This is a genomic window from Variovorax sp. WS11 (assembly GCF_010499245.1).
Taxonomy (GTDB): domain Bacteria; phylum Pseudomonadota; class Gammaproteobacteria; order Burkholderiales; family Burkholderiaceae_C; genus Variovorax.
The window spans coordinates 536146-554791 of sequence record NZ_JAAGOW010000004.1; the positions used below are offsets into that span (position 1 = coordinate 536146).

At 67.2% G+C, this 18646-nt stretch carries 20 protein-coding genes; 6 read left to right on the top strand and 14 right to left on the bottom strand.

Translation table 11 applies throughout. From position 1 onward, the window contains the following. Positions 1 to 161 precede the first annotated feature (161 nt). From GXN78_RS31940 to GXN78_RS31955, 4 genes are all read left to right on the top strand, one after another. Positions 162 to 941, top strand: coding sequence for an enoyl-CoA hydratase-related protein (locus GXN78_RS31940; protein WP_106554525.1), 780 nt, complete (start codon positions 162 to 164; stop codon positions 939 to 941). A gap of 37 nt (positions 942 to 978) precedes the next feature. Beyond that, complete coding sequence (locus tag GXN78_RS31945) at positions 979 to 2202, top strand: CoA transferase (RefSeq protein ID WP_239143046.1); 1224 nt, start codon at positions 979 to 981, stop codon at positions 2200 to 2202. A 61-nt stretch (positions 2203 to 2263) separates the two neighbouring features. Beyond that, positions 2264 to 3262 (top strand): tripartite tricarboxylate transporter substrate binding protein, encoded by a 999-nt coding sequence (locus GXN78_RS31950; protein WP_106554523.1) that lies wholly within the window; start codon positions 2264 to 2266, stop codon positions 3260 to 3262. A gap of 18 nt (positions 3263 to 3280) precedes the next feature. Further along, a complete protein-coding gene (locus GXN78_RS31955; protein ID WP_106554522.1) occupies positions 3281 to 4192 on the top strand; it encodes an amidohydrolase family protein in 912 nt (303 codons plus the stop codon). Here the strand turns inward: GXN78_RS31955 and GXN78_RS31960 are convergent. Further along, positions 4177 to 5106 (bottom strand): transcriptional regulator GcvA, encoded by a 930-nt coding sequence (locus tag GXN78_RS31960; protein WP_106554521.1) that lies wholly within the window; start codon positions 5104 to 5106, stop codon positions 4177 to 4179. The two genes, GXN78_RS31955 and GXN78_RS31960, sit on opposite strands and share 16 nt — an antisense overlap. 200 nt (positions 5107 to 5306) lie before the next feature. On the opposite strand from GXN78_RS31960, the gene GXN78_RS31965 reads away from it, so the two are divergent. Continuing rightward, a complete protein-coding gene (locus tag GXN78_RS31965; protein WP_106554520.1) occupies positions 5307 to 5819 on the top strand; it encodes a PPC domain-containing DNA-binding protein in 513 nt (170 codons plus the stop codon). 19 nt (positions 5820 to 5838) lie between these two features. On the opposite strand, the gene dkgB is transcribed toward GXN78_RS31965, so the two are convergent. Further along, positions 5839 to 6651, bottom strand: a complete 813-nt coding sequence (gene dkgB, locus GXN78_RS31970; RefSeq protein ID WP_106554519.1) for a 2,5-didehydrogluconate reductase DkgB — start codon at positions 6649 to 6651, stop codon at positions 5839 to 5841. Between the two features lie 26 nt (positions 6652 to 6677). Next, positions 6678 to 7880: an MFS transporter gene (locus GXN78_RS31975; RefSeq protein WP_106554518.1), complete on the bottom strand. Its 1203-nt coding sequence runs from the start codon at positions 7878 to 7880 to the stop codon at positions 6678 to 6680. 104 nt (positions 7881 to 7984) lie between these two features. Here GXN78_RS31975 and GXN78_RS31980 point away from each other — a divergent pair, with 104 nt between their 5' ends. Beyond that, the gene (locus GXN78_RS31980) at positions 7985 to 8866 is read left to right on the top strand and encodes a LysR family transcriptional regulator (protein ID WP_106554517.1); all 882 of its coding nucleotides are present in this window, start codon (positions 7985 to 7987) and stop codon (positions 8864 to 8866) included. Positions 8867 to 8970: 104 nt separating this feature from the next. Here the strand turns inward: GXN78_RS31980 and gorA are convergent, their stop codons facing one another. The 11 genes from gorA to GXN78_RS32035 are packed head-to-tail and all read right to left on the bottom strand — an operon-like array spanning position 8971 to position 18644. Further along, on the bottom strand, positions 8971 to 10320 hold the full coding sequence (gorA, locus tag GXN78_RS31985) for a glutathione-disulfide reductase (protein WP_106554516.1): 1350 nt from the start codon (positions 10318 to 10320) through the stop codon (positions 8971 to 8973). Next, on the bottom strand, positions 10320 to 11354 hold the full coding sequence (locus tag GXN78_RS31990) for a 2Fe-2S iron-sulfur cluster binding domain-containing protein (RefSeq protein ID WP_106554515.1): 1035 nt from the start codon (positions 11352 to 11354) through the stop codon (positions 10320 to 10322). Before GXN78_RS31990 ends, gorA begins: the two co-directional genes overlap by 1 nt. Positions 11355 to 11372: 18 nt before the next feature. Continuing rightward, complete coding sequence (locus tag GXN78_RS31995; protein ID WP_239143047.1) at positions 11373 to 12407, bottom strand: toluene hydroxylase; 1035 nt, start codon at positions 12405 to 12407, stop codon at positions 11373 to 11375. 49 nt (positions 12408 to 12456) lie between these two features. Further along, the gene (locus tag GXN78_RS32000; RefSeq protein ID WP_164256033.1) at positions 12457 to 12750 is read right to left on the bottom strand and encodes an MmoB/DmpM family protein; all 294 of its coding nucleotides are present in this window, start codon (positions 12748 to 12750) and stop codon (positions 12457 to 12459) included. 43 nt (positions 12751 to 12793) lie between these two features. Then, positions 12794 to 13129, bottom strand: a complete 336-nt coding sequence (locus GXN78_RS32005; protein WP_106554605.1) for a Rieske 2Fe-2S domain-containing protein — start codon at positions 13127 to 13129, stop codon at positions 12794 to 12796. Between the two features lie 14 nt (positions 13130 to 13143). Next, entirely contained in the window at positions 13144 to 13410 is a 267-nt protein-coding gene (locus GXN78_RS32010; protein WP_106554513.1) for a toluene-4-monooxygenase system B family protein, read from the bottom strand. 30 nt (positions 13411 to 13440) lie between these two features. Beyond that, positions 13441 to 14943, bottom strand: a complete 1503-nt coding sequence (locus tag GXN78_RS32015; RefSeq protein ID WP_106554512.1) for a YHS domain-containing protein — start codon at positions 14941 to 14943, stop codon at positions 13441 to 13443. A 50-nt stretch (positions 14944 to 14993) separates the two neighbouring features. Beyond that, positions 14994 to 16421, bottom strand: a complete 1428-nt coding sequence (locus GXN78_RS32020; RefSeq protein WP_106554511.1) for an aldehyde dehydrogenase family protein — start codon at positions 16419 to 16421, stop codon at positions 14994 to 14996. Positions 16422 to 16430: 9 nt separating this feature from the next. Beyond that, entirely contained in the window at positions 16431 to 17159 is a 729-nt protein-coding gene (locus GXN78_RS32025) for a glutathione S-transferase N-terminal domain-containing protein (protein ID WP_106554510.1), read from the bottom strand. A 38-nt stretch (positions 17160 to 17197) separates the two neighbouring features. Next, positions 17198 to 17914 (bottom strand): glutathione S-transferase C-terminal domain-containing protein, encoded by a 717-nt coding sequence (locus tag GXN78_RS32030; protein ID WP_106554509.1) that lies wholly within the window; start codon positions 17912 to 17914, stop codon positions 17198 to 17200. 46 nt (positions 17915 to 17960) lie between these two features. Beyond that, complete coding sequence (locus tag GXN78_RS32035) at positions 17961 to 18644, bottom strand: SDR family oxidoreductase (protein ID WP_106554508.1); 684 nt, start codon at positions 18642 to 18644, stop codon at positions 17961 to 17963. Between the last annotated feature and the right edge of the window lie 2 nt (positions 18645 to 18646).

Below are 18646 nucleotides of genomic sequence, written 5' to 3' on the forward strand. Positions count from 1 at the left end.
CCCGGGGCGCCCACAACGTGGATTTACTTGAAGCCCGGCCGAGAAAATTTCACAGGCGCGGCCACGAGTTTTTCTTGAAGAACGGCCCAGTTTTTTTCGTTTGGCCCAGGCCGATGCGCTGCCTAGACTGCGACCCTCACACGAAAGAGACGACCCACACCATGACCTCGCACATCCTCGTCGAGCGCGAAGCGCGCATCGCCACCATCACCCTCGACAAGCCCGACCGCATGAACGCGATGGACCTGGGCATGTGGCAGGGCCTCTTCGATGCATTCGCCGAGCTGTCGGCCGACGACGAACTGCGCTGCGTCGTGCTGCGCGGCGCCGGCGGCAAGGCCTTCTCGGCCGGCGCCGACATCGAGGAGTTCACGCGCCTGCGCGCCGACTCGAAGCAGGCAGGCGCGTACGCCCGGGTCACGCACCGCGCGATGCAGGCCATCGCAAACAGCAAGCACCCCACGCTGGCCGTGATCGAGGGCGCATGCGTGGGCGGGGGCCTGGAGATCGCTTCGGTCTGCGACATGCGCATCTGCGGCACCTCGAGCCGCTTCGGCGTGCCGGTCAACAAGCTGGGCCTCGTGATGTCCTATGGCGAGCTCGGCGGCCTGGTCGACCTGGTCGGCAGCGCCACCGCGCTGGAAATCGTGCTCGAAGGCCGCGTCTTCGATGCGCAAGAGGCCCTGGCCAAGCGCCTGGTGAACCGCGTGGTCGACGACGCCGAGGTGCTGGCGGAGGGCGACGCGACCGCGCGCCGCATCGCCAACGGCGCGCCGCTGGTGGCACGCTGGCACAAGAAGTTCGTGCGGCGGCTGGCGCAGCCGGCGCCGCTGACCCCCGAGGAGACCGACGAGGCCTATGCCTGCTTCGACACCGAGGACTACCGCATCGGCTTCCAGGCCTTCCTCGCCAAGACCAGGCCGGTCTTCACGGGCCGCTGAGCCTGCACCCGAACCCAGAACACCACGGAGCTCCCGCGTGACCCTTCCTCTTTCCCGCATCAAGGTCCTCGACGTCAGCCAGATCATGGCCGGCCCCTTCTGCTGCATGCTGCTCGGCGACATGGGCGCCGACGTCATCAAGGTCGAGACGCCCGGCATCGGCGACCAGACCCGCAAGTCCATGGGCTTCCGACTCAAGGGTGCCGACAGCGGCGGCTTCCTCGCCCTCAACCGCAACAAGCGCAGCGTGGAGATCGACCTCAAGAATCCGGCCGGGCTCGAGGCCTTCTACGCGCTGGTGAAGGACGCCGACGTGCTGGTCGAGAACAACCGCCCCGGCGTCGCCGCGCGGCTGAAGATCGACTACGCCACGCTGCGCGAGATCAACCCGCGCCTGGTCTACGCCAGCATCTCGGGCTTCGGCCAGACCGGGCCGTGGGCCAAGCGGCCGGGCCTCGACCTGATCGCGCAGGCCATGACCGGCGTGATGAGCGTGATGGGGCACCCGGGCCAGGAACCGGTCAAGTCCAGCGTCCCGCTGGCCGACCTCGGCGCCGGGCTCTTCGCGGCCTACGGCATCCTGAGCGCGGTGATCGGACGCGGTCTCACGGGCGAGGGCCAGTTCGTCGATGCCTCGCTGTTCGAGACGGCCCTGGGCCTGTCGGTGTGGGAATCGGCCGAGTATTGGGGCACGGGCGAGCTGCCGGTGCCGATCGGCAGTGCCAACCGCATGAGCGCGCCCTACCAGGCGGTGCGCGCGTCGGACCGCCACTTCGTCGTCGGCGCGGCCAACCCCAAGCTGTGGACGGCGCTGTGCGGCGTGATCGACCGCGCGGACCTCGTGCAGGATCCGCGCTTCACCGACAACGTGCTGCGCATCCGCAACCGCGAAGTGCTAATCGCCGAGCTCGAGCGCGAGTTCGCGCGCCGCACCGCCGCCGAGTGGGTCGATGCGCTGCTCGCCGCCGGCGTGCCGGCCGCGCCGATCTACAACTACGCAGAAGCGCTCGAAAGCGAGCAGGCAGTGGCGCGCAACATGGTGCTGAAGATCCAGCATCCGGTGGAAGGCGAGACCCGTGCGCTCGGTTTTCCCGTCAAGCTCAGCGGCACGCCCCAGCAGGTGCGGCATCCGGCGCCGCTGCTGGGCCAGCACACCGACGAGATCCTGGGCGAGATCGGGCTGACGGAAGGGCACATCGAGGCGCTGCGCCAGGCCGGCGCCTTTGGCGCGGCCCGGGCCGGTGCGGCGGTCAATGCCTGAAGCGGCACTGGCACGAAACACGACAACGCGACACCATCCCCAAAAGCAGGAGACGAAAGACATGGCTTCCTCGACGATCGATACCGCGCGCCGCCAATGGCTGCGCACCTGGCCTGCCGCCATGCTGCTGGGCAGCACCCTCGCCGTGCCCGCCTGGGCGCAAGGCGGTGCCTATCCGAACAAGCCCATCGAGCTGGTCGTTCCCTGGCAGGCCGGCGGCGGTGCCGACGTGGTCGGCCGGGCCTTCGGTGCTGCCGTGGCCAGGCACCTGCCGCAGCCGATCGTGGTGATCAACCGGCCCGGCGCGAGCGGCGCGCTCGGCCTCGGCGATGTGGTGAACGCCAAGCCGGACGGCTACCGGATCGTGCTGTCATCGACCGAGCTGACCTTCCTGAACCACCTGGGCCTGGCGAAGTTCTCGTACAAAGACCTGCGGCCCATCGCGCGGCTCAATGCCGACCCGGCCGCGGTGGTGGTGCGCGCCGACGCGCCCTATGCAACGCTCGAGCAGTTTCTCGATGCAGCGCGCAAGCCCGAGGCGAACATCCGCGTCGGCAATGCCGGCCACGGCTCGACCTGGCACATGGCGGCCGCGGCGCTTTCGGAGAAGACCGGCGCCCCGTTCAACCACATCCCCTACGCCGGCGGCGCACCGGCCGTGCTGGCCCTGCTGGGCGGGCACATCGACGCGGTGACGGTGAGCACGGCCGAAGTCTCGACCTACGTCGCGGCCGGCAAGCTCAAGACGCTGGCGGTGATGGCCGACCGGCGCGTGGGCGATGGCTTCGAGAACGTTCCCACGCTGAAGGAGCGCAAGATTGAGCTGTCGATCGGCATCTGGCGCGGCCTCTCTGCGCCGCGCGGCACGCCCGACGACGTGATGGCCGTCCTGAAGGCCGCGACCGCCAAGGCGGTGAAGGAGCCGGTGTGGCTCGACGCGCTGCAGAAGCTGCACTTCAGCACCGATACCTATGGCGATGACACGGCGCTGGAAGCGCTGATGGTCCGCGAGAGTGCATTCTTCAAGGAGCTCGCCGGCAAGCTCAAGATCTCGAACTGAGCGCGCGAGAATCCCGCGATGGACCCAACGCCCGACGACGTCTTCATCGACGCGCACCAGCACTTCTGGGATCTCGAGGCCAATCCTTATCCCTGGCTGCAGGGCGAGACGGTGCCTGCCTTCCGCTACGGCGACTATTCGGCACTCAGGCGCAGCTACCTGCCTGCGGATTTCGAACGCGACACGCATCGCCATTCGCCCGTCGCCACCGTGCACATCGAGGCCGAGTGGGACCGCATCGACCCGGTGGCCGAGACGCGCTGGCTCACCCGGCTTGCGCAGACCCATGGGCGGCCCAGCGTCATCGTGGCGCATGCGGCGCTCGACCGCGGCGACGTGGAAGAGGTGCTCGCGGCGCAGGCGGCCTTTGCGCTCGTGCGCGGCATCCGCCACAAGCCGGTGACCGCCGCGGCGCAGTCGGACGCGAGGCGCGGCCTCGCCGGTTCGATGGACGATCCGCGATGGCGCAGCGGCTATGCGCTGCTGCAGCGCCACGGCCTGTCCTTCGACTTGCAGGCGCCGTGGTGGAACTTGGACCAGGCGGCCGACCTGGCGCGCGATTTCCCGCGGACGACGCTGATCCTCAACCACACCGGCCTGCCGGCCGACCGCAGCGTTGCCGGCCTGCGCGGCTGGCGGGCCGCAATGGAATCGCTGGCGGCACAGCCGAACACGGCGGTGAAGATCTCGGGCCTCGGCCGTCTCGCGAAGCCGTGGGCGCAGGCCGACAACGTGCCGGTGATGCGCGACGCCATCGCCATCTTCGGGCCGTCACGCTGCATGTTCGCGAGCAACTTCCCGGTGGACAGCCTGGTGGCCGACTACACCACCCTCCTGGAGGGCTTCAAGGCCGCCATCGCGCAGCGCCCCGACGCGGAGCGCCGCGCGCTGCTGCACGACAACGCGGTGCGCTGCTACCGCATCGGCTGAGCTTGCGCGTCGCGCGCGAGCTCCTCGCGAACCCAGTCGAGAAAGGCGCGGATGCGCGGATCGTTCGACCGGTCTTCAGGAAACACGATGTAGTAGGCGAACTCCACCTGCATGCTGCCTTCGAAGGGCCGCACCAGAGCGCCGCTCGCCAGGTCGTCGGCCACCCAGTGCTTCTTGGCGAGCGCGACGCCGAGACCGTCGATGGCCGCGCCGATCACCAGGTGGCTGGGCCAGAACGAGGGGCCGCGGGTCGTGTCCACGTCGGCCACGCCGGCCTGCTCGAGCCACATCGACCAGTTGGGATTGCTGACGTCGTCGTAGGTGCTCTCGTCGTGCAGCAGCGTGTGGAAGCGCAGGTCCGAAGGCGTGCGCAGCGGATGCGCCATGTCCTGCACGAGCGCGGGGCTGCAGACCGGAAACACTTCCACCGGCAGGCACAGTTCGGAATACAGGCCCGGATAGGTGCCGCGGCCGTAGCGCACGGCCATGTCGAAGTCCTGCCGCGTGAAGTCGACCATCTCCTTCTCGGTGGAGATCTTGAGATCAATGTCCGGATGCGCCTGCATGAAGCGGCGCATGCGCGGCGTGAGCCACTTCACCGCGAAGGTGGGCGGCAGGTTGATCTTCAGCGAAGGAACACCGAGCGTCTTGTGCAGCTGGTGCGTGGCGAAGACGAGTTGCTTGAAGGCTTCCTGCACGCCCGGCAGGTAGGCCTTGCCCGCGGCGGTGAGCGACAGCGACTTCGAATCCCGGATGAAGAGCGCGACGCCGAGGTTTTCTTCCAGCGTCTTGACCTGGTGGCTGACGGCGGAAGGCGTCACGAACAACTCGTCGGCCGCGCGCGTGAAGCTCAGGTGCCGCGCGGCGACCTCGAAGGCGCGCAATGCGTTCAGTGGCGGGATGGGACGTGACACGGAAGTCTCCTTGAAGCGGGGGCGGCAGGCCGCAGCCGCATGCCGTCGAGTGTGCGGGCAAACGCTTCAACTTTTTCTCCGCAATCGCCCTTAAAAAACTCGTTTGCCGCGGATGCATCGCCTTCCTAGACTGGCGCCCGCCCGATGCAGGACCGCATCGTGCGCTGTGTGAATTTCAGAACCAGGAATCGAGACAACGCATGTTCAAGAAACGCTTTCTATTGCTGCCGGCCCTGCTGGCGACCCTTGCCTTCGGCGCGTCGGCGCAGGACCTCACGGGCAAGTACACGCGCACGCCCACCGGCTACCTGATGGTGCTGCGCAACGGCGACGACGTCATCGCCCATCTCGAGCGGCTCGCGGCGGTCGAGCAGATCCCGAGCGCGAGCATCGTCGGCATCGGCTTCATGCGGGAAGCCAAGTTCGGCTTCTACGATTTCTCGAGGAAGGTGTTCGATCCCAAGACCTTCAAGGACGTCGAACTGGCCAACCTGACGGGCAGCATCGCGTGGAAGGAAGGCAAGCCTTCGATCCATGCGCACGGCATCGTGACCGACGGCACCTTCATCGGCGCCGGTGGCCACCTGCTGGGGCTCACGGTGGGCACGGGTTCCTGCGAGATCACGGTGATGCTGCATCCACACCGGCTGGAGCGCTTCGTCGACCCGGCCATTGGCGCCAACGTGCTGGGCCTGCACCCCGGCGCGAAGTAATGCGCCGGGTGGGGCTTGCTCAGTCCCAGGCGGGCGCCAGGCCTGCCGGGCTGGTGAGCCGCTCGCCGCGGTCCAGCGCGGCGATGCGCGCCATCTCCGAATCGCCGAGCACCAGGCGCTGCGCCTCGAGATTGCTCGCAAGATTGGCACGCTTCGTCGACGAAGGAATGACCGCGTAGCCCAGCTGCATCGCCCAGGCCAGCACCACCTGCGCCGGCGTCGCCTTACGCGTGGCCGCGATCTCCACGATCACCGGATCGGCCAGCACCTTGCCGTAGGCCAGCGTCATGTAGGACGTGATCGCGATGCCCTGACTCCTGGCGAAGCCGGCCACCTTGCGGTTCTGGAGGTAGGGATGCAGCTCGACCTGGTTGGTCGCGATCGCCTCGGCGCCGACAGCCGCGATGGCGTCCTTCATCAGCGCGACGGTGAAGTTCGACACGCCGATCTGCCGGGTCAGGCCTTGCGCCTTCGCTTCGGCGAGCGCGCCCATGAACTCGTCCACCGGCACTGCGTTGCCGGGCGAGGGCCAATGGATCAGCGCGAGATCCACGCGGTCGGTGCGCAGCTTGCGCAGGCTCTCCTTCAGGCTGGGGATGAGTTTGTCGCGCGCATGGTTCTCGGTCCAGATCTTGGTAGTGATGAAGATCTCGTCGCGCGGCGTGGCGCTTACGGCGATGGCCTGGCCGACCTCGGCCTCGTTGCCGTAGATCTGGGCGGTGTCGACGAGCCGGTAGCCGAGCGTGAGGCCGTTCTCGACGGAGTCGATGACGGTCTGCCCCTGAAGGCGGAAGGTGCCGAGGCCGAAGCGCGGGATGGTGTGCGTGTTCATTTGAAAGGTCCTTTGCGAGTGGTTGTTCAGTGGCCGACGGGAACCGGCCCGTCGGCGCGCACGGGGATGCCGCTGCGGCGGTCGAGCACGCCGCTCCAGTGCGTGAGCGCCAGCGAGACCAGCACCACGAGCGCGCCGATCCACGGCGTGTGCATCAGGCCCAGGTGGGTAACGATCAGGCCGCCGGCCCAGGCGGCGCCGGCGATGCCGAGGTTGAAGGCGGCGATGTTCAGGCCCGAGGCCACGTCCACCGCCTGCGGCGTGAAGCGCTCGGCCTGCTTCACCACGTAGACCTGCAGACCCGGCACGTTGCCGAAGGCGACCGCGCCCCAGGCGAGCACCGTGGCCAACGCCAGCCATTTGTGCGGCGCGGTGAAGTTGAAGACCAGCAGAACCGTGGCCAGCAGGGCAAAGATGATGCGCAGCGCCGGGATCGGGCCCTGGCGGTCGGCCAGCTTGCCGCCCCAGATGTTGCCGGCCGCGACGGAGAGGCCATAGACCAGCATGACCCAGCCCACGGCGCCGGCGCTGAAGCCGGACACCTCGGTGAGGATCGGCGCGAGGAAAGTGAAGGGAATGAACGAGCCGCCGTAGCCGATCGCTGTCTTGGCGTAGACCAGCAACAGCCGCGGCTCCGCCAGGACCTTTGCCTGCTGTGCGAGCGAGGCGGGCGCCGTGTGGCGGATGCCGGCGGGCACGAAGAGCCAGCTGCCGACGAAGGCGACCACGCCCAGCGCCGATACGGCGAGGAAGGTCTCGCGCCAGCCGAAGTGCTGGCCGATGAAGGTGCCGAGCGGCACGCCCGTCACCAGCGCAACCGTGAGGCCGGTAAACATGATGGCAATGGCGCTCGCCGCCTTCTCCTTCGGCACCAGGCCGGTGGCGATGGTCGAGCCGATCGAGAAGAACACGCCATGCGCGAGCCCGGTGAGCACGCGCGCGGCAACCAGCGTTTCGTAGCTCGGCGCCTGCCACGCCAGCAGGTTGCCGGCGGTGAAGAGCGCCATGAGGCCGAGCAGCAGCGCCTTGCGCGGCACCTTGCCGGTGAGGGCGGTGAGCACCGGCGCGCCGACGGCGACGCCGAGCGCGTAGAGGCTGACCAGCAGGCCGGTGGAAGGCAGGCCGATGCCGAGGTCGGCCGCGACGGTGGGGAGCAGGCCGACGATCACGAATTCGGTCGTGCCGATGGCGAAGGCGCTGAGCGTCAGCGCGAGGAGGGCGATGGGCATGTGGGAGCTTTCCTGTGTAGAAGCAGGCTCGAGTGTGGGCCAGCAGTTCTCGCAGAAAAAGCGCATAGTCATCACTACACTATTGATTCGAAATCAAGAATGCCATGAAGACCACGCTCGAGGAGCTGCAGGCTTTCGTCGCCGTCGTCCATTCCGGCTCCATCACCGCCGCGGCGGAGCAGCTGGAGCAGACCGTCTCCGGCGTGAGCCGTGCGCTCGGCCGCCTGGAGACGAAGCTCGACACCACGCTGTTGCGCCGCACGACGCGCCGCATGGAGCTCACGGAGGAGGGCGCGGCCTTCCTCGCACATGCGCGCGCCATCCTCTCGTCGATCGACAACGCCGAGGAACAGATGGTCGCGCGCCGCCAGCAGCCCGCAGGCCTGCTGCGGGTGAATGCGGCGACGCCCTTCATGCTCCACGTCATCGTGCCGCTGGTGCCGGAGTTCCGGCGCAGCTATCCCCTCATCACGTTGGAGCTGGACACCGACGAGCTCAACATCGACCTGCTGGAGCGCCGCACCGATGTCGCCATCCGCATCGGCGAGTTGGGCGATTCGACGCTTCATGCGCGTCCGCTCGGCACCAGCCGCATCCGCGTGCTTGCCAGCCCCGGCTACCTGGAGAAGCACGGGCGGCCCCGCAACGTGGCGGCGCTGACGAAGCACACGCTGCTGGGCTTCACGCAGCCGGAGTCGCTCAACCGCTGGCCGTTGCGCGGCGCGCATGGTGACGAATGGCAGATCGTGCCGGCCATCAGGGCATCGAGCGGCGAGACGCTCAGGCAGCTGGCGCTGGAGGGCGCGGGCCTGGTGTGCCTGTCGGACTTCATGACCACCGCCGATCGCGAGCGTGGCGCGCTGGTGCAGGTGCTCGCGCACGAAACGGCGGACGTGCGCCAGGGGATCAATGCGGTGTACTACCGCAACACGATGCTGGCGGCGCGCATCGCCTGCTTTCTCGATTTCCTGGCCGCGCGGGTCTGACCGGCCGGCTCGGGCGCCCGTGGGCAACCCGATATTCAGCAGCAGCGCGACCACCCACCGCAGTCCCGCCCATCGTGGTGACTTCGGCGAACGCCACTGGCGGCTCAGCGCATGGTCACCATCTCTTCGGCGTTGGTGGGGTGGATGGCCACGGTGTCCTGAAAGTCCTCGAGCGTAGCGCGCATTCGCACGGCCACCGCGAACCCCTGAAGCATCTCGTCGGCGCCGTCGCCGACGATGTGGCAGCCGACAACCCGTCGCTTGTCGCCGGCGAGTACCAGCTTCATCTCGCAGCGTTGGCGGCGTTCGGTGAGGGCATAGTACATGGGGACGAAAGCGGTTCTCTTGACCTCGACCGTGTCGTGCCGAGCGCGTGCCTGCGCTTCGGTAAGTCCGACGGTGCCGACCGGCGGATGCGAAAACACGACCGTCGGAACGCACTCGTAGTCCAGGCGCCGCGCGGGCAGGCCGCCGAACAGGCGATCGGCCAAACGCCGGCCGGCCGCAATCGCAACGGGCGTGAGCGCGGCACGGCCCGTGACATCGCCGATGGCATGGATGCCGGCGACCGGCGTGCGCTGATAAGCGTCGGTGCGCAGGAAGCCGGACGCATCGGTAGCGAGACCGGCGCGCTCCAGTTGCAGGCCTGTCGTTGCCGGTTCTCGCCCGATGGCCCAGAACACCGCGTCGTAGGGTCCCAGCCGGCGCCCATCCTCCGCGTTCAGCACGATGCCATCCGCGCCGCGTTCCAGGCTCGCCGGCACCGTGGTTGTGAGAAAGGCGACACCCGATGCGCCCATCTCGCGCATGAGTGCCGTCTGTACCAACACATCGAAATCGCGCAGCACGGTGTCTTGCCGCAACAGCTGCTCGACTCGCGAGCCGAAGGCATTCAGCAGCCCAGCCAACTCGACGGCAATGTAGCCGCTGCCCACGACCGCCACGCGCTCGGGTCGGGCGTCGAGCGCGAAGAAGTCGTCGGAGTTCAAGCCCAGGCGGGCCCCGGGAATCAAGGGGAGCTTCGGTCGCCCGCCGGTGGCCACGACGATGTGGTCGGCGGTGTACAAACGCTCTCCCACTCGCAAGGTGCGCGGGTCCTCGAACACGGCGTAGCCGTCGATGTACGTCACGCCGCGCCGTTCGAGGTTGCGCGCATAGATCCCGTTGAGGCGAGAGATGTAGGCGTCGCGTCGCCGGCGCATCTCGCCCCAGTCCACACGCGCGGGTGGCAGCTCGATGCCGTATCCCGACGCGGCGCGGGCACCTTCCACGAGGTGCGCGGCATGCCACAGCACCTTTTTCGGCACGCATCCGGCATTGACACAAGTGCCCCCCAGCCGAGCCGGCTCGATGACCGCTGCGCGGGCGCCGTACTCGGCCGCGCGTTGCGCCACGGCAAGGCCGCCGCTGCCGCCGCCGATGGCGATCAGCTCGTAGTGAGATTCGGTTGTCATCAAAGAAATCGATCGAAAAACACGCGGTCGGCCCGCGCTCTGCCGGTGGCGACGAAGTCGCGCAGCACGCTGTCGATCAGCCCGGGAGGTCCAGCCAGATAGAGGTCGTTCGACAGCGCGTTGCCAATGTCCTGCGACATCACGGCCCCAACCAGACCGGTGCGGGCACCGGGCGGATCGGCCGCGGAGGACTGCACGAGAACGAGGTTCGCCTCGAGTGCGGGCATCACGCGGCGCGCCTGCTCGATCTCTTCGAGCCAGAACAGATCCTCGGCTCGGTTCGCGCCGAAATAGAGGCGCAGCCGGCGCTGGGGCCAGCGCCGCAGGGCCGCCTGGGCGATCGACCAGATGGGCGCGAGCCCGGAACCACCAGCGAGCAGCACGATGTCGTTCGCGCCGTCCTCGCGCAGCCAGGCACGGCCATAGGGCCCTTCGAGGTGCACGGCATCGCCCGCGTGCAACGCATCGAACAGGTAGTTGCACCCGAGTCCACCGGGCTTGCGCTTGATGATGAACTCGAGCTGCCCGTCTACGCCCGGCAGATTGGCCATCGAGTAGGCGCGCCGGCCGATGCCGTGCGGCAGCTCGAAGAGCATGAACTGGCCCGGCAGGAAGTCCACCGCGTGCTCCGCCTCCAGAACGAGATGCACGACGTTGCGGTTGAGCGGGCGCAGTTCGCGCACACGCGTGCGCCACCTCGCGGGCCGCACCGGTGGCGTGCCTGCATGAGGCTGGACCTGGATCGCGCAGTCGTCGTGCACGATGCTCTGGCAGCACAAGATGCGATCGCCTTTGCGCCGGTCGCGCTCGCTAAGGCCTGGCGCGCCAGCCCAGAGTGGGCTGACCGAGCCCTCGACCAGGCGGACGCGGCAGCTCCCGCAACTGCCGCTTGCGCATTCGTAGGGCAGGTCGATGCCGGCGGCCAGCGCTGCCGCGAGCACGGTTTGGCCGGCAGCGCATGAGAGCCGCGCGCCGCTCGGTTCCAGGCGAACGAAAGCCGTGCGGCCCGCGACGGCCGGGTCGATGGGGTTCATGGTCGCAGTGGTTCCGAGTCAGGCTTCCGGCACCAGGCCGGTGTCGGCCAGGAACTCGGCCCATCCGCTCGACGCCTCATCGGCAATCGCCGCGGCTGAGATGCCGGTCGCCGCATGGCGCGCCAGCAGCCGGCTCGCCGACTCGATGATGGCTGGGCCGCGCGGCCGCCATTGCGCCAGACGTTCGCGAAGCACAAAGGCGTTGGCTCCGTCGGCCTCGACCATGGCGCGGCAGGCATCGGCGGTCCAGCGGCGGCTGCGCTGCGCATCGAGAAACAGGTTCTCCGCGATCAGTGCATCGAGTTCGTCGCCGAGCAGGCGAGCGACCTCGGCGAAGGCCTTCAGGAACAGTTCGTCGACCACTGGCTTGACCACGAGGTTCAGGCCGACGAATGCCGCGTCCCAGTCGTAGGCAACCATGAGCCGTTCGATCGCTTCACGCGTTGCCTGCCAATCGGGATGGTCCTGCCAAGTCGCGCGTTCATTCGTGCCGAAGCCCCGCAGCGGATGCGCACCGGCAAGCTGGCGCGTCCGGTAGGCCACGCGCTGCACGCGGCGCAGTTGGTCGGCCGTCTGGAACGCGGCGCAGTTGCCGATATAGCTGGAGTGCGCGAGCTGCTGGACGTAGGCCGAGAGCATCTGCAGGCCGTGGCCCAGATAGCGTGCGGGCGTGAGCGCCGTCGCCAGGAAATCGAGTGCCTGCGAATTCAGGCCCCGGTCGCTCTCGCGCACCTCGCCGTACTGCTGCAACAGGCCGTCGACATAGGTCTCCTGCTGATCCATTGCCTGCGTGTACTTGCGATAGGTCATCTGGTCCGGATCGCGGAAGCTGTGCAGCGCATCGACCTTCAACGCGGTGCTGTCGCGGTGCCGGATCAACCAGCGGTTGCCATGGACCTCGGGCCCCATCTCCAGCGGGATGGCACCCACGGTGTGGTTCATGTCGTGAGTCACGACCTCGTATTCACTGGGCTTTCGGCCCAGTTGGCCGAAGCTTGACCAGGTCTTGGCGCGGCGCGAGCGCAGCGCGACGGGTGCGATGGGGAAAGTCACGATGGTCTCCAGGCGGGGTCTTTTGAATCGGCGGCTCGTGTCGGCACAGTCAAGACTTGAAGTACCAGCGGTACTCGCGGTCGCTGGTCTGCATGCGGCCGGAGAACGCCGGCATCTCGATCTCCAGCCGTGCAAGGTCGTAGCTGCGGCCGAGGCTGCGCTCGAGGCTGGCCCGTGTCAGCCGGCAGTCGTGCAGGGTGTGGATATGGAGGTAGTCGCCGCGGTCGGTGACGAACACGTCGCACTCCGGGTTGTCCTCTTCCACCGCATCGATCACGGCTTCGGCGATCTCGCCGGCGCGCAGGATCGGTCCGACTGCGTCGTACTGGACGGAATCGGTCATGAAAACTCGGTCGCCTGCCATCTTGCTCTCCTGGATTGAAGTCTCATGCGTCGGTGGTCTGTGCGGCGATCCACACCTTGCCGTCAACTACGCGCAGTGCGAACTTCTGCAGACGCTCGCCCGACGGGTTGATGCTCTTGCCGCTACAGGCGTCGAAGCTCCATTGATGCGCGCGGCAGGTCAGCACCTTGCCGTTGAGCTCGCCTTCCACCAGTGGCACGCTCTGGTGCGGGCAGACGCCGTCGTAGGCATGCAGCTCGCCGTCGATGTTGGCGACGAGCACCTCGCGATCACCGACGTCGAAGCACTCCATCTCGCCGATCCACAGGTCGTCGGCCGAGCACACCTCGACAAATGGGGCGCCGTCGTTCTCCGGCATCGTCGCTCCCATGATCAGGCGGCCCAGCCGATCGTGACCCACTCGAGCGGCTTGAGGCCGGGGTCGACCAGCACCTGGGACAGCGTTCTGTCGATCGGCACCGTACACTCGCCCACCTGCACCCGGTAGCCCGTGGAACCAGCCCTGCGCGGGACGCGCCGCCCAACGCTGTGGACGGCGATCTTCTCGGCCACCTGGTTCATCGTGTCGTCGGTATCGACTGCCACCAGGTGCGGCACGAAGTCGCCCTGGAATACGCCGTAGATTGGGAACAACGCCATGTGTGTCTCCACGAAATCGAAGTGAGTTTTTCAGGCTGCCTTGCGCTGCGACCTTGCCGCCGGCGCGTAGTCGGCGGCCCAGCGGTATTCATGGGCGTCGTCGCCCATCACCTCGGGCGTGATGCCCATCCACTGCAGGCCGCCGGCCAGGTTCATCGGCTGGATCTCGCCGAGCAGGAAGCGATCGACCACGTTGGTGTGTCCGGCATAGCGCTCGGGCTCGCTGTCGAAGATCCACTTCGAGACGTCCGAATCAAAGTTGTAGAGCCGGCCCATGTACTCGCTCGTGTGCATCTTCAGGTGATGGCGGTCCCAGGCCGAGCCCAGCGGCAGCTGCGTGACGTTGCACAGCGCCGGCAGCGTCTCCGGGTAGGTCTGCGCCATGTCGCCGCGGTTGACGTTGGCGATGATCTCGTCCCATAGCACACCCCAGCTGTCCTCCCAGTTCGGGTACTTCTCGTTGAGCCACTTGCGCTCGGCCTTCGAGACGCCGGCATTGGGCTTCCAGAACAGCGTCGGCCGCCAGAACCAGGTGCCGAGGTGCATCGCATGGTGGCCGTGGTCCAGGCAGTGCAGGAAGGTGTCCCAGAACCAGGGCTTGGCCAACCCGTAGTCCTTCATCGTGCGCTCGTGGTGGTGCACCACCCATTCGAGCATGAACTCCTTGAAGGACATCTTGCGCTTGGCCACCGGCGTGTAGTAGTCCATCGAGGTGCCGGTCAGCGTCTGGAACAGGCGGAATGAACGCCAGAACGAGACATCGAAGATGTATTGCGCGCGCTTCGGGTCGTGCTTCATCAGCACCTCGAGCGTCGGGAAACCGAGCTGCGCATGGCGCGCCTCGTCGGTCTGGATGCTCGACAGCAGGTTCGAGAAGTCGACATCCCCGGCCTCCATGGCGTCGGCCGCGAGTGCGACGAACTGGATGTTGGTGAATCCGTGCTCGACGGTCAGGCTGGTGGCCATCGCGGCTTCGATGCAGTTGGCGTTCAGCATCCAGTCGTCGAAAAAGTTCTTCACCGCCAGCACGCCCCACTCGTTGGTGTGGAAGGCCTTGTTGCACCAGTCGAATCGCTCGTCGTGCTTGAGCAGGTCGTGCGAGAACGCGAGGTCGAGCTGCGCGTGGCGGATCTCGTCGAGCATGCCGAACACGCCCAGGTTGCGCCAGCGTGGCGTCGGCGCGAAGCGGCAGAAGCGGCTCTGCATCGTGACCGCCATCTGCTCGACCATGCAGGTGGTGCCCATGTGCAGTTGCGAGGAGGCCGTGTGGCCGGGGTCGAGCTTTTCGTAGATGTTGGCGCGCTTGAGCGCCTCGCGCACCGCATGCGCGCCGGACTCCTTCTCGCGCTGCACGCGCACGTAGTCGCGGTAGGTGACGCGGTAGGGCTCGTCCCAGGCGTCCCAGGCCTCCTTCGGCACGGGCCCGCATCCGGACCAGGCTTCCGGAAAGGCCTCGCGCTCATCGACGTACGACAGCGTCCAGTCGACGTCGCGGGCGATGTCATACCAGTCGTCTCGGCTCAGCAAGCTCATGGTTGTCTCCAGTTGGGGAGTCGTCGGAAGGCGCCGGAAACGGCAAGTGCTCAGGCGGCGCGCTTGACGTTGAGCACCTGGACGGAGGTGTATTCCTCCAGCCCGAGGCGCCCGAGCTCGACGCCGATGCCCGAGCCCTTGACGCCGCCGAATGGGATGTCCGGGCCCATCGCGGGGTGCTGGTTGACCCAGGCGCCGCCGGCGTCGAGCCGTGCAGCGAGTCGGGTTGCGCGATCGATGTCGGAACCCCAAACGGAGCCGCCGAGCCCGTACTCGCCCTGATTGGCCCAGCGCAGGGCTTGTTCCTCGTCGTCGTAGGGCGTGATGCTGAGCACCGGCCCGAAGACCTCTTCTTTCACGACACGCATCTCGGGCGTCACGTCGGTCAGGATCGTGATCGGGAGGAACAACCCCGGGCCGGGTGGCACAGGGCTCCGGTAAAGCACCTTGGCCCCGGCGGCGACGGCCTCGTCGACCATCGCATGGACCAGCGCGTACTGCGCCTTGTTCTGGATCGGGCCGATGTCGACGCCTTCCTGCGTCCCTGGGCCGATCTTCACGGTCGCGGCGACCTTGACCAGTTCGTCGCAGACGGCCCGGTAGACGCTGCGATGCACGTACATGCGCTTGAGCGCCGCGCAGACTTGCCCGCAGTTCGAGAACTTGGCCCAGAACAGGTCGGCCGCGATCGCTGCCGGATCCACGTCGTCGAGCACGATGCCGGCGTCGTTGCCGCCGAGTTCGAGCGTCAGGCGCTTCAGGTTGCCTGCAGCACTGGCCATGATGCGCTTGCCCGTGGGCCCCGAGCCTGTGAAGGCGATCTTGCGGATGTCGGGGTGCTCGGTCATCCAGGCGCCCAGGTCATTGCCCCCAGACACCACGTTGACCACCCCCGGTGGAAAGATCTCCTGGGCCAGCTCGCCGAGTCGCAGTGTCGCGACCGGCGTGTTCGGCGAGGGCTTGAGGACCACCGTGTTGCCGGCCAACACGGCGGGGACGATCTTCCACATCGCCAGCAGCACCGGATAGTTCCACGCGGTGATCGCGCCGACCACGCCCAGCGGGCGGCGCCGTACTTCGGCGCGTTGCTGCGGCGTGTCGCGCAGCACTTCGGGCTTGAGCTCGACGGCCGCGTAGCCGCGCGAGAAGAAGACCGCGGAGCCGATCTCGCTGCGGGCCTTGGGCAAGGGCTTTCCTTGCTCCCGGGTGATCAGGTCGGCGAGCACGTCGGTGTCGGCGACCACGCGCTCGATGAAGGCGTTGACCATTGCACGGCGTCGTTCGCCGGGCACGAGGCTCCACTCGGCGAATGCGCGCTGCGCTACCGCTACGGCGTCGTCAAGCTGGGTGCGCGTGCAGTCGGGCACGCGGGCGAACGTTTCGCCGCTGGCGGGGTCCGAGACCGCGATGCTGTTTGGGCTGGAAACGGGCTTGCCGCCGATCCACATCGGCAACGGGAGGATTTCGGGAGAGTTCATGGGATTTACTCAGTTGCTGATGGATGTGGTGGACTGGTCGGCCGCATGGCCGCCGAACAGGACCTTCCAGGTCTCGTCCGTGTAGTAGCCCGTGCGCGCCGCCTCGCGGGTCGCTTTGTCGCGCGCGAGCTTCTTGCGTGCCGAAGGGCGTTCGGCCACCGCATCGCACCATCGCTTGACGTTGGGAAAATGGTCGAGAAGCACGCCCTGCCCCTTCGCGACGCGCACCCAGGGAAAGGCGGCGATGTCGGCGATGGAAAACTCGCCGTCGATGTACTCGCGGTCCTTCAGCTGCGACTCGAGCACGCCGTACAGGCGGTTGGCTTCGCCCTTGTACCGGTCCACCGCGTACTGCACGTCGATACCGCGGTTGGCGGCGTGGCTCACGAAGTGTGCGGCTTGTCCCAGCAGCGGCCCCTGGCTCGAGGTCTGCCAGAACAACCACTTGATCGTGCTCCAGCGCCTCGCCGGGTCGACCGGAAGCAGCCGGCCGGTCTTCTCCGCCAGGTACAGCAGAATGGCCCCGGATTCGAACAGCGCGAGAGGCTGGCCGTCCGGGCCTTCGGAGTCGATCAGCGCGGGGATCTTGCGGTTCGGGTTCACCAGCGCGTAGGCTTCGCTGTGCTGATCGCCTGCGCTGATGTCGATCCACAGTACCTCGTAGGGCAGGCCAACCTCCTCGAGCATCATCAACACCTTGCGGGCGTTGGGGGAGGTGTAGTAGTAGAGTTCGATCATTGGGTCGGGTCCAGGTCGGCGGGGACTGGGTTCGCTGCTCAGATGCCGAAGCGCTCCTGCATGCGGTCCATGTAGGCCAGCAGGTTCTTCTTCGATGTGGCGTACGCCTTCGTGTCGTACGTGAACGGCGAGTCCACGATATGCCGCAGGATCGACAGGACGGGTGCATCGACCCAGCGCGGCGTGTCGCCCATGAAGAACGGCTTGCTGCCGAGGAAATCGGACATTGCGTCGACGTCCGCACGTGCCCGCCGGTAGATCACGTCCGCGGGCATGCGTCCCCAGCCTCCGGTCATGAACTCGTTGAGGATGCGGAAGCGGAAATCGTCGGCGAAGGCCCGCAGTGCAGGCGGTACGTCTTCGGTGCCGGCGATGATGCGGACGTACTTCTCCCAGCCCTCGCTCTCGCGCCAGCGCGGCTGGATGACCGCCACCCAGTAGGTGTGTTCGTCGATCATGCGATTGAAGGCGTGCATCTGCGCACGTTCGGTCGCAGTGGCGCCTTCATCAAGGACTTCGCCGTACTTGCCCTGCAGGTACTCGATGATGTGCGTCGAGTCGTTCACGCTCGTCCCGTCGCTGTCGACGATGCAGGGCAGCTTGCCGGCCGGGGTGTCCCTGTCGAGCCGGGTCAGATCCTGAGGCCTGGCCTCGAAAGGCAGGCCCGCCATCTTCATGTAGTACGCCACCTTGGTGACGTAGGGACTGATGCAGGGCACGGTCCAGGCCGGCATGTATTGGTAAAGAGTGATCATTGCGCTTGTCTCCGTCGTTGTGGTGGCGGCTGGAAAGGCGTCGCTGCTACCAGAGCAACTGTTCCCCGTTGGCGTGACGGAACTGCCCCGAAGACGCCAGCTCGAGTTCGTCCATGCGCGCGATCAGGCCTCGCGCCGCATCCGCGGGCTGGATGTAGTTGAAGTTCCCGGGATAGTCCTTGGTCAGGTCGGTCGCGACCATGCCCGGGTGCAGCGCCACGACCGCAATGCCGCGCTTGCTCAGATCGTGGTGCAGGTTGAGCGCCACCATGTTGGCGCCCGCCTTCGAGACGCGGTAGGCATACATGCCGCCTGAGCTGTTGTCGCCCAGCGAGCCCACGCGGCTGGTCACGATGCCGAGCTTCGACCCAGCATCCAGGAATGGCGCGCAGGCCTCGGCAACGCGCAGCGGCCCCAGCGTATTGATTTCGAACTGCCGGCGCATGTCGTCGTAGTCGATCTCGCCGAACGTGTCCAGGCCGAGAACGCCGGCGACGTGCAGCACCCAGTCCAGGCGGGCGTTGCGCGCCGCCAGTGCCTCAACCAGCTTGTGGACTGCCTCTCCCGAGGTGACATCCACGCCGCCGATGGTCTCGACGCCTCCTTCGGTGAAGCCCTCGCCGTCGCCCAGACAGGCCGCGATGACGCGGTCGTCGCGTGCCTGCAGCTGGAGGCAGATCGCATTGGCGATGCCACGATCGGCACCAACCACCAGAATGTTCTTCGTCATCA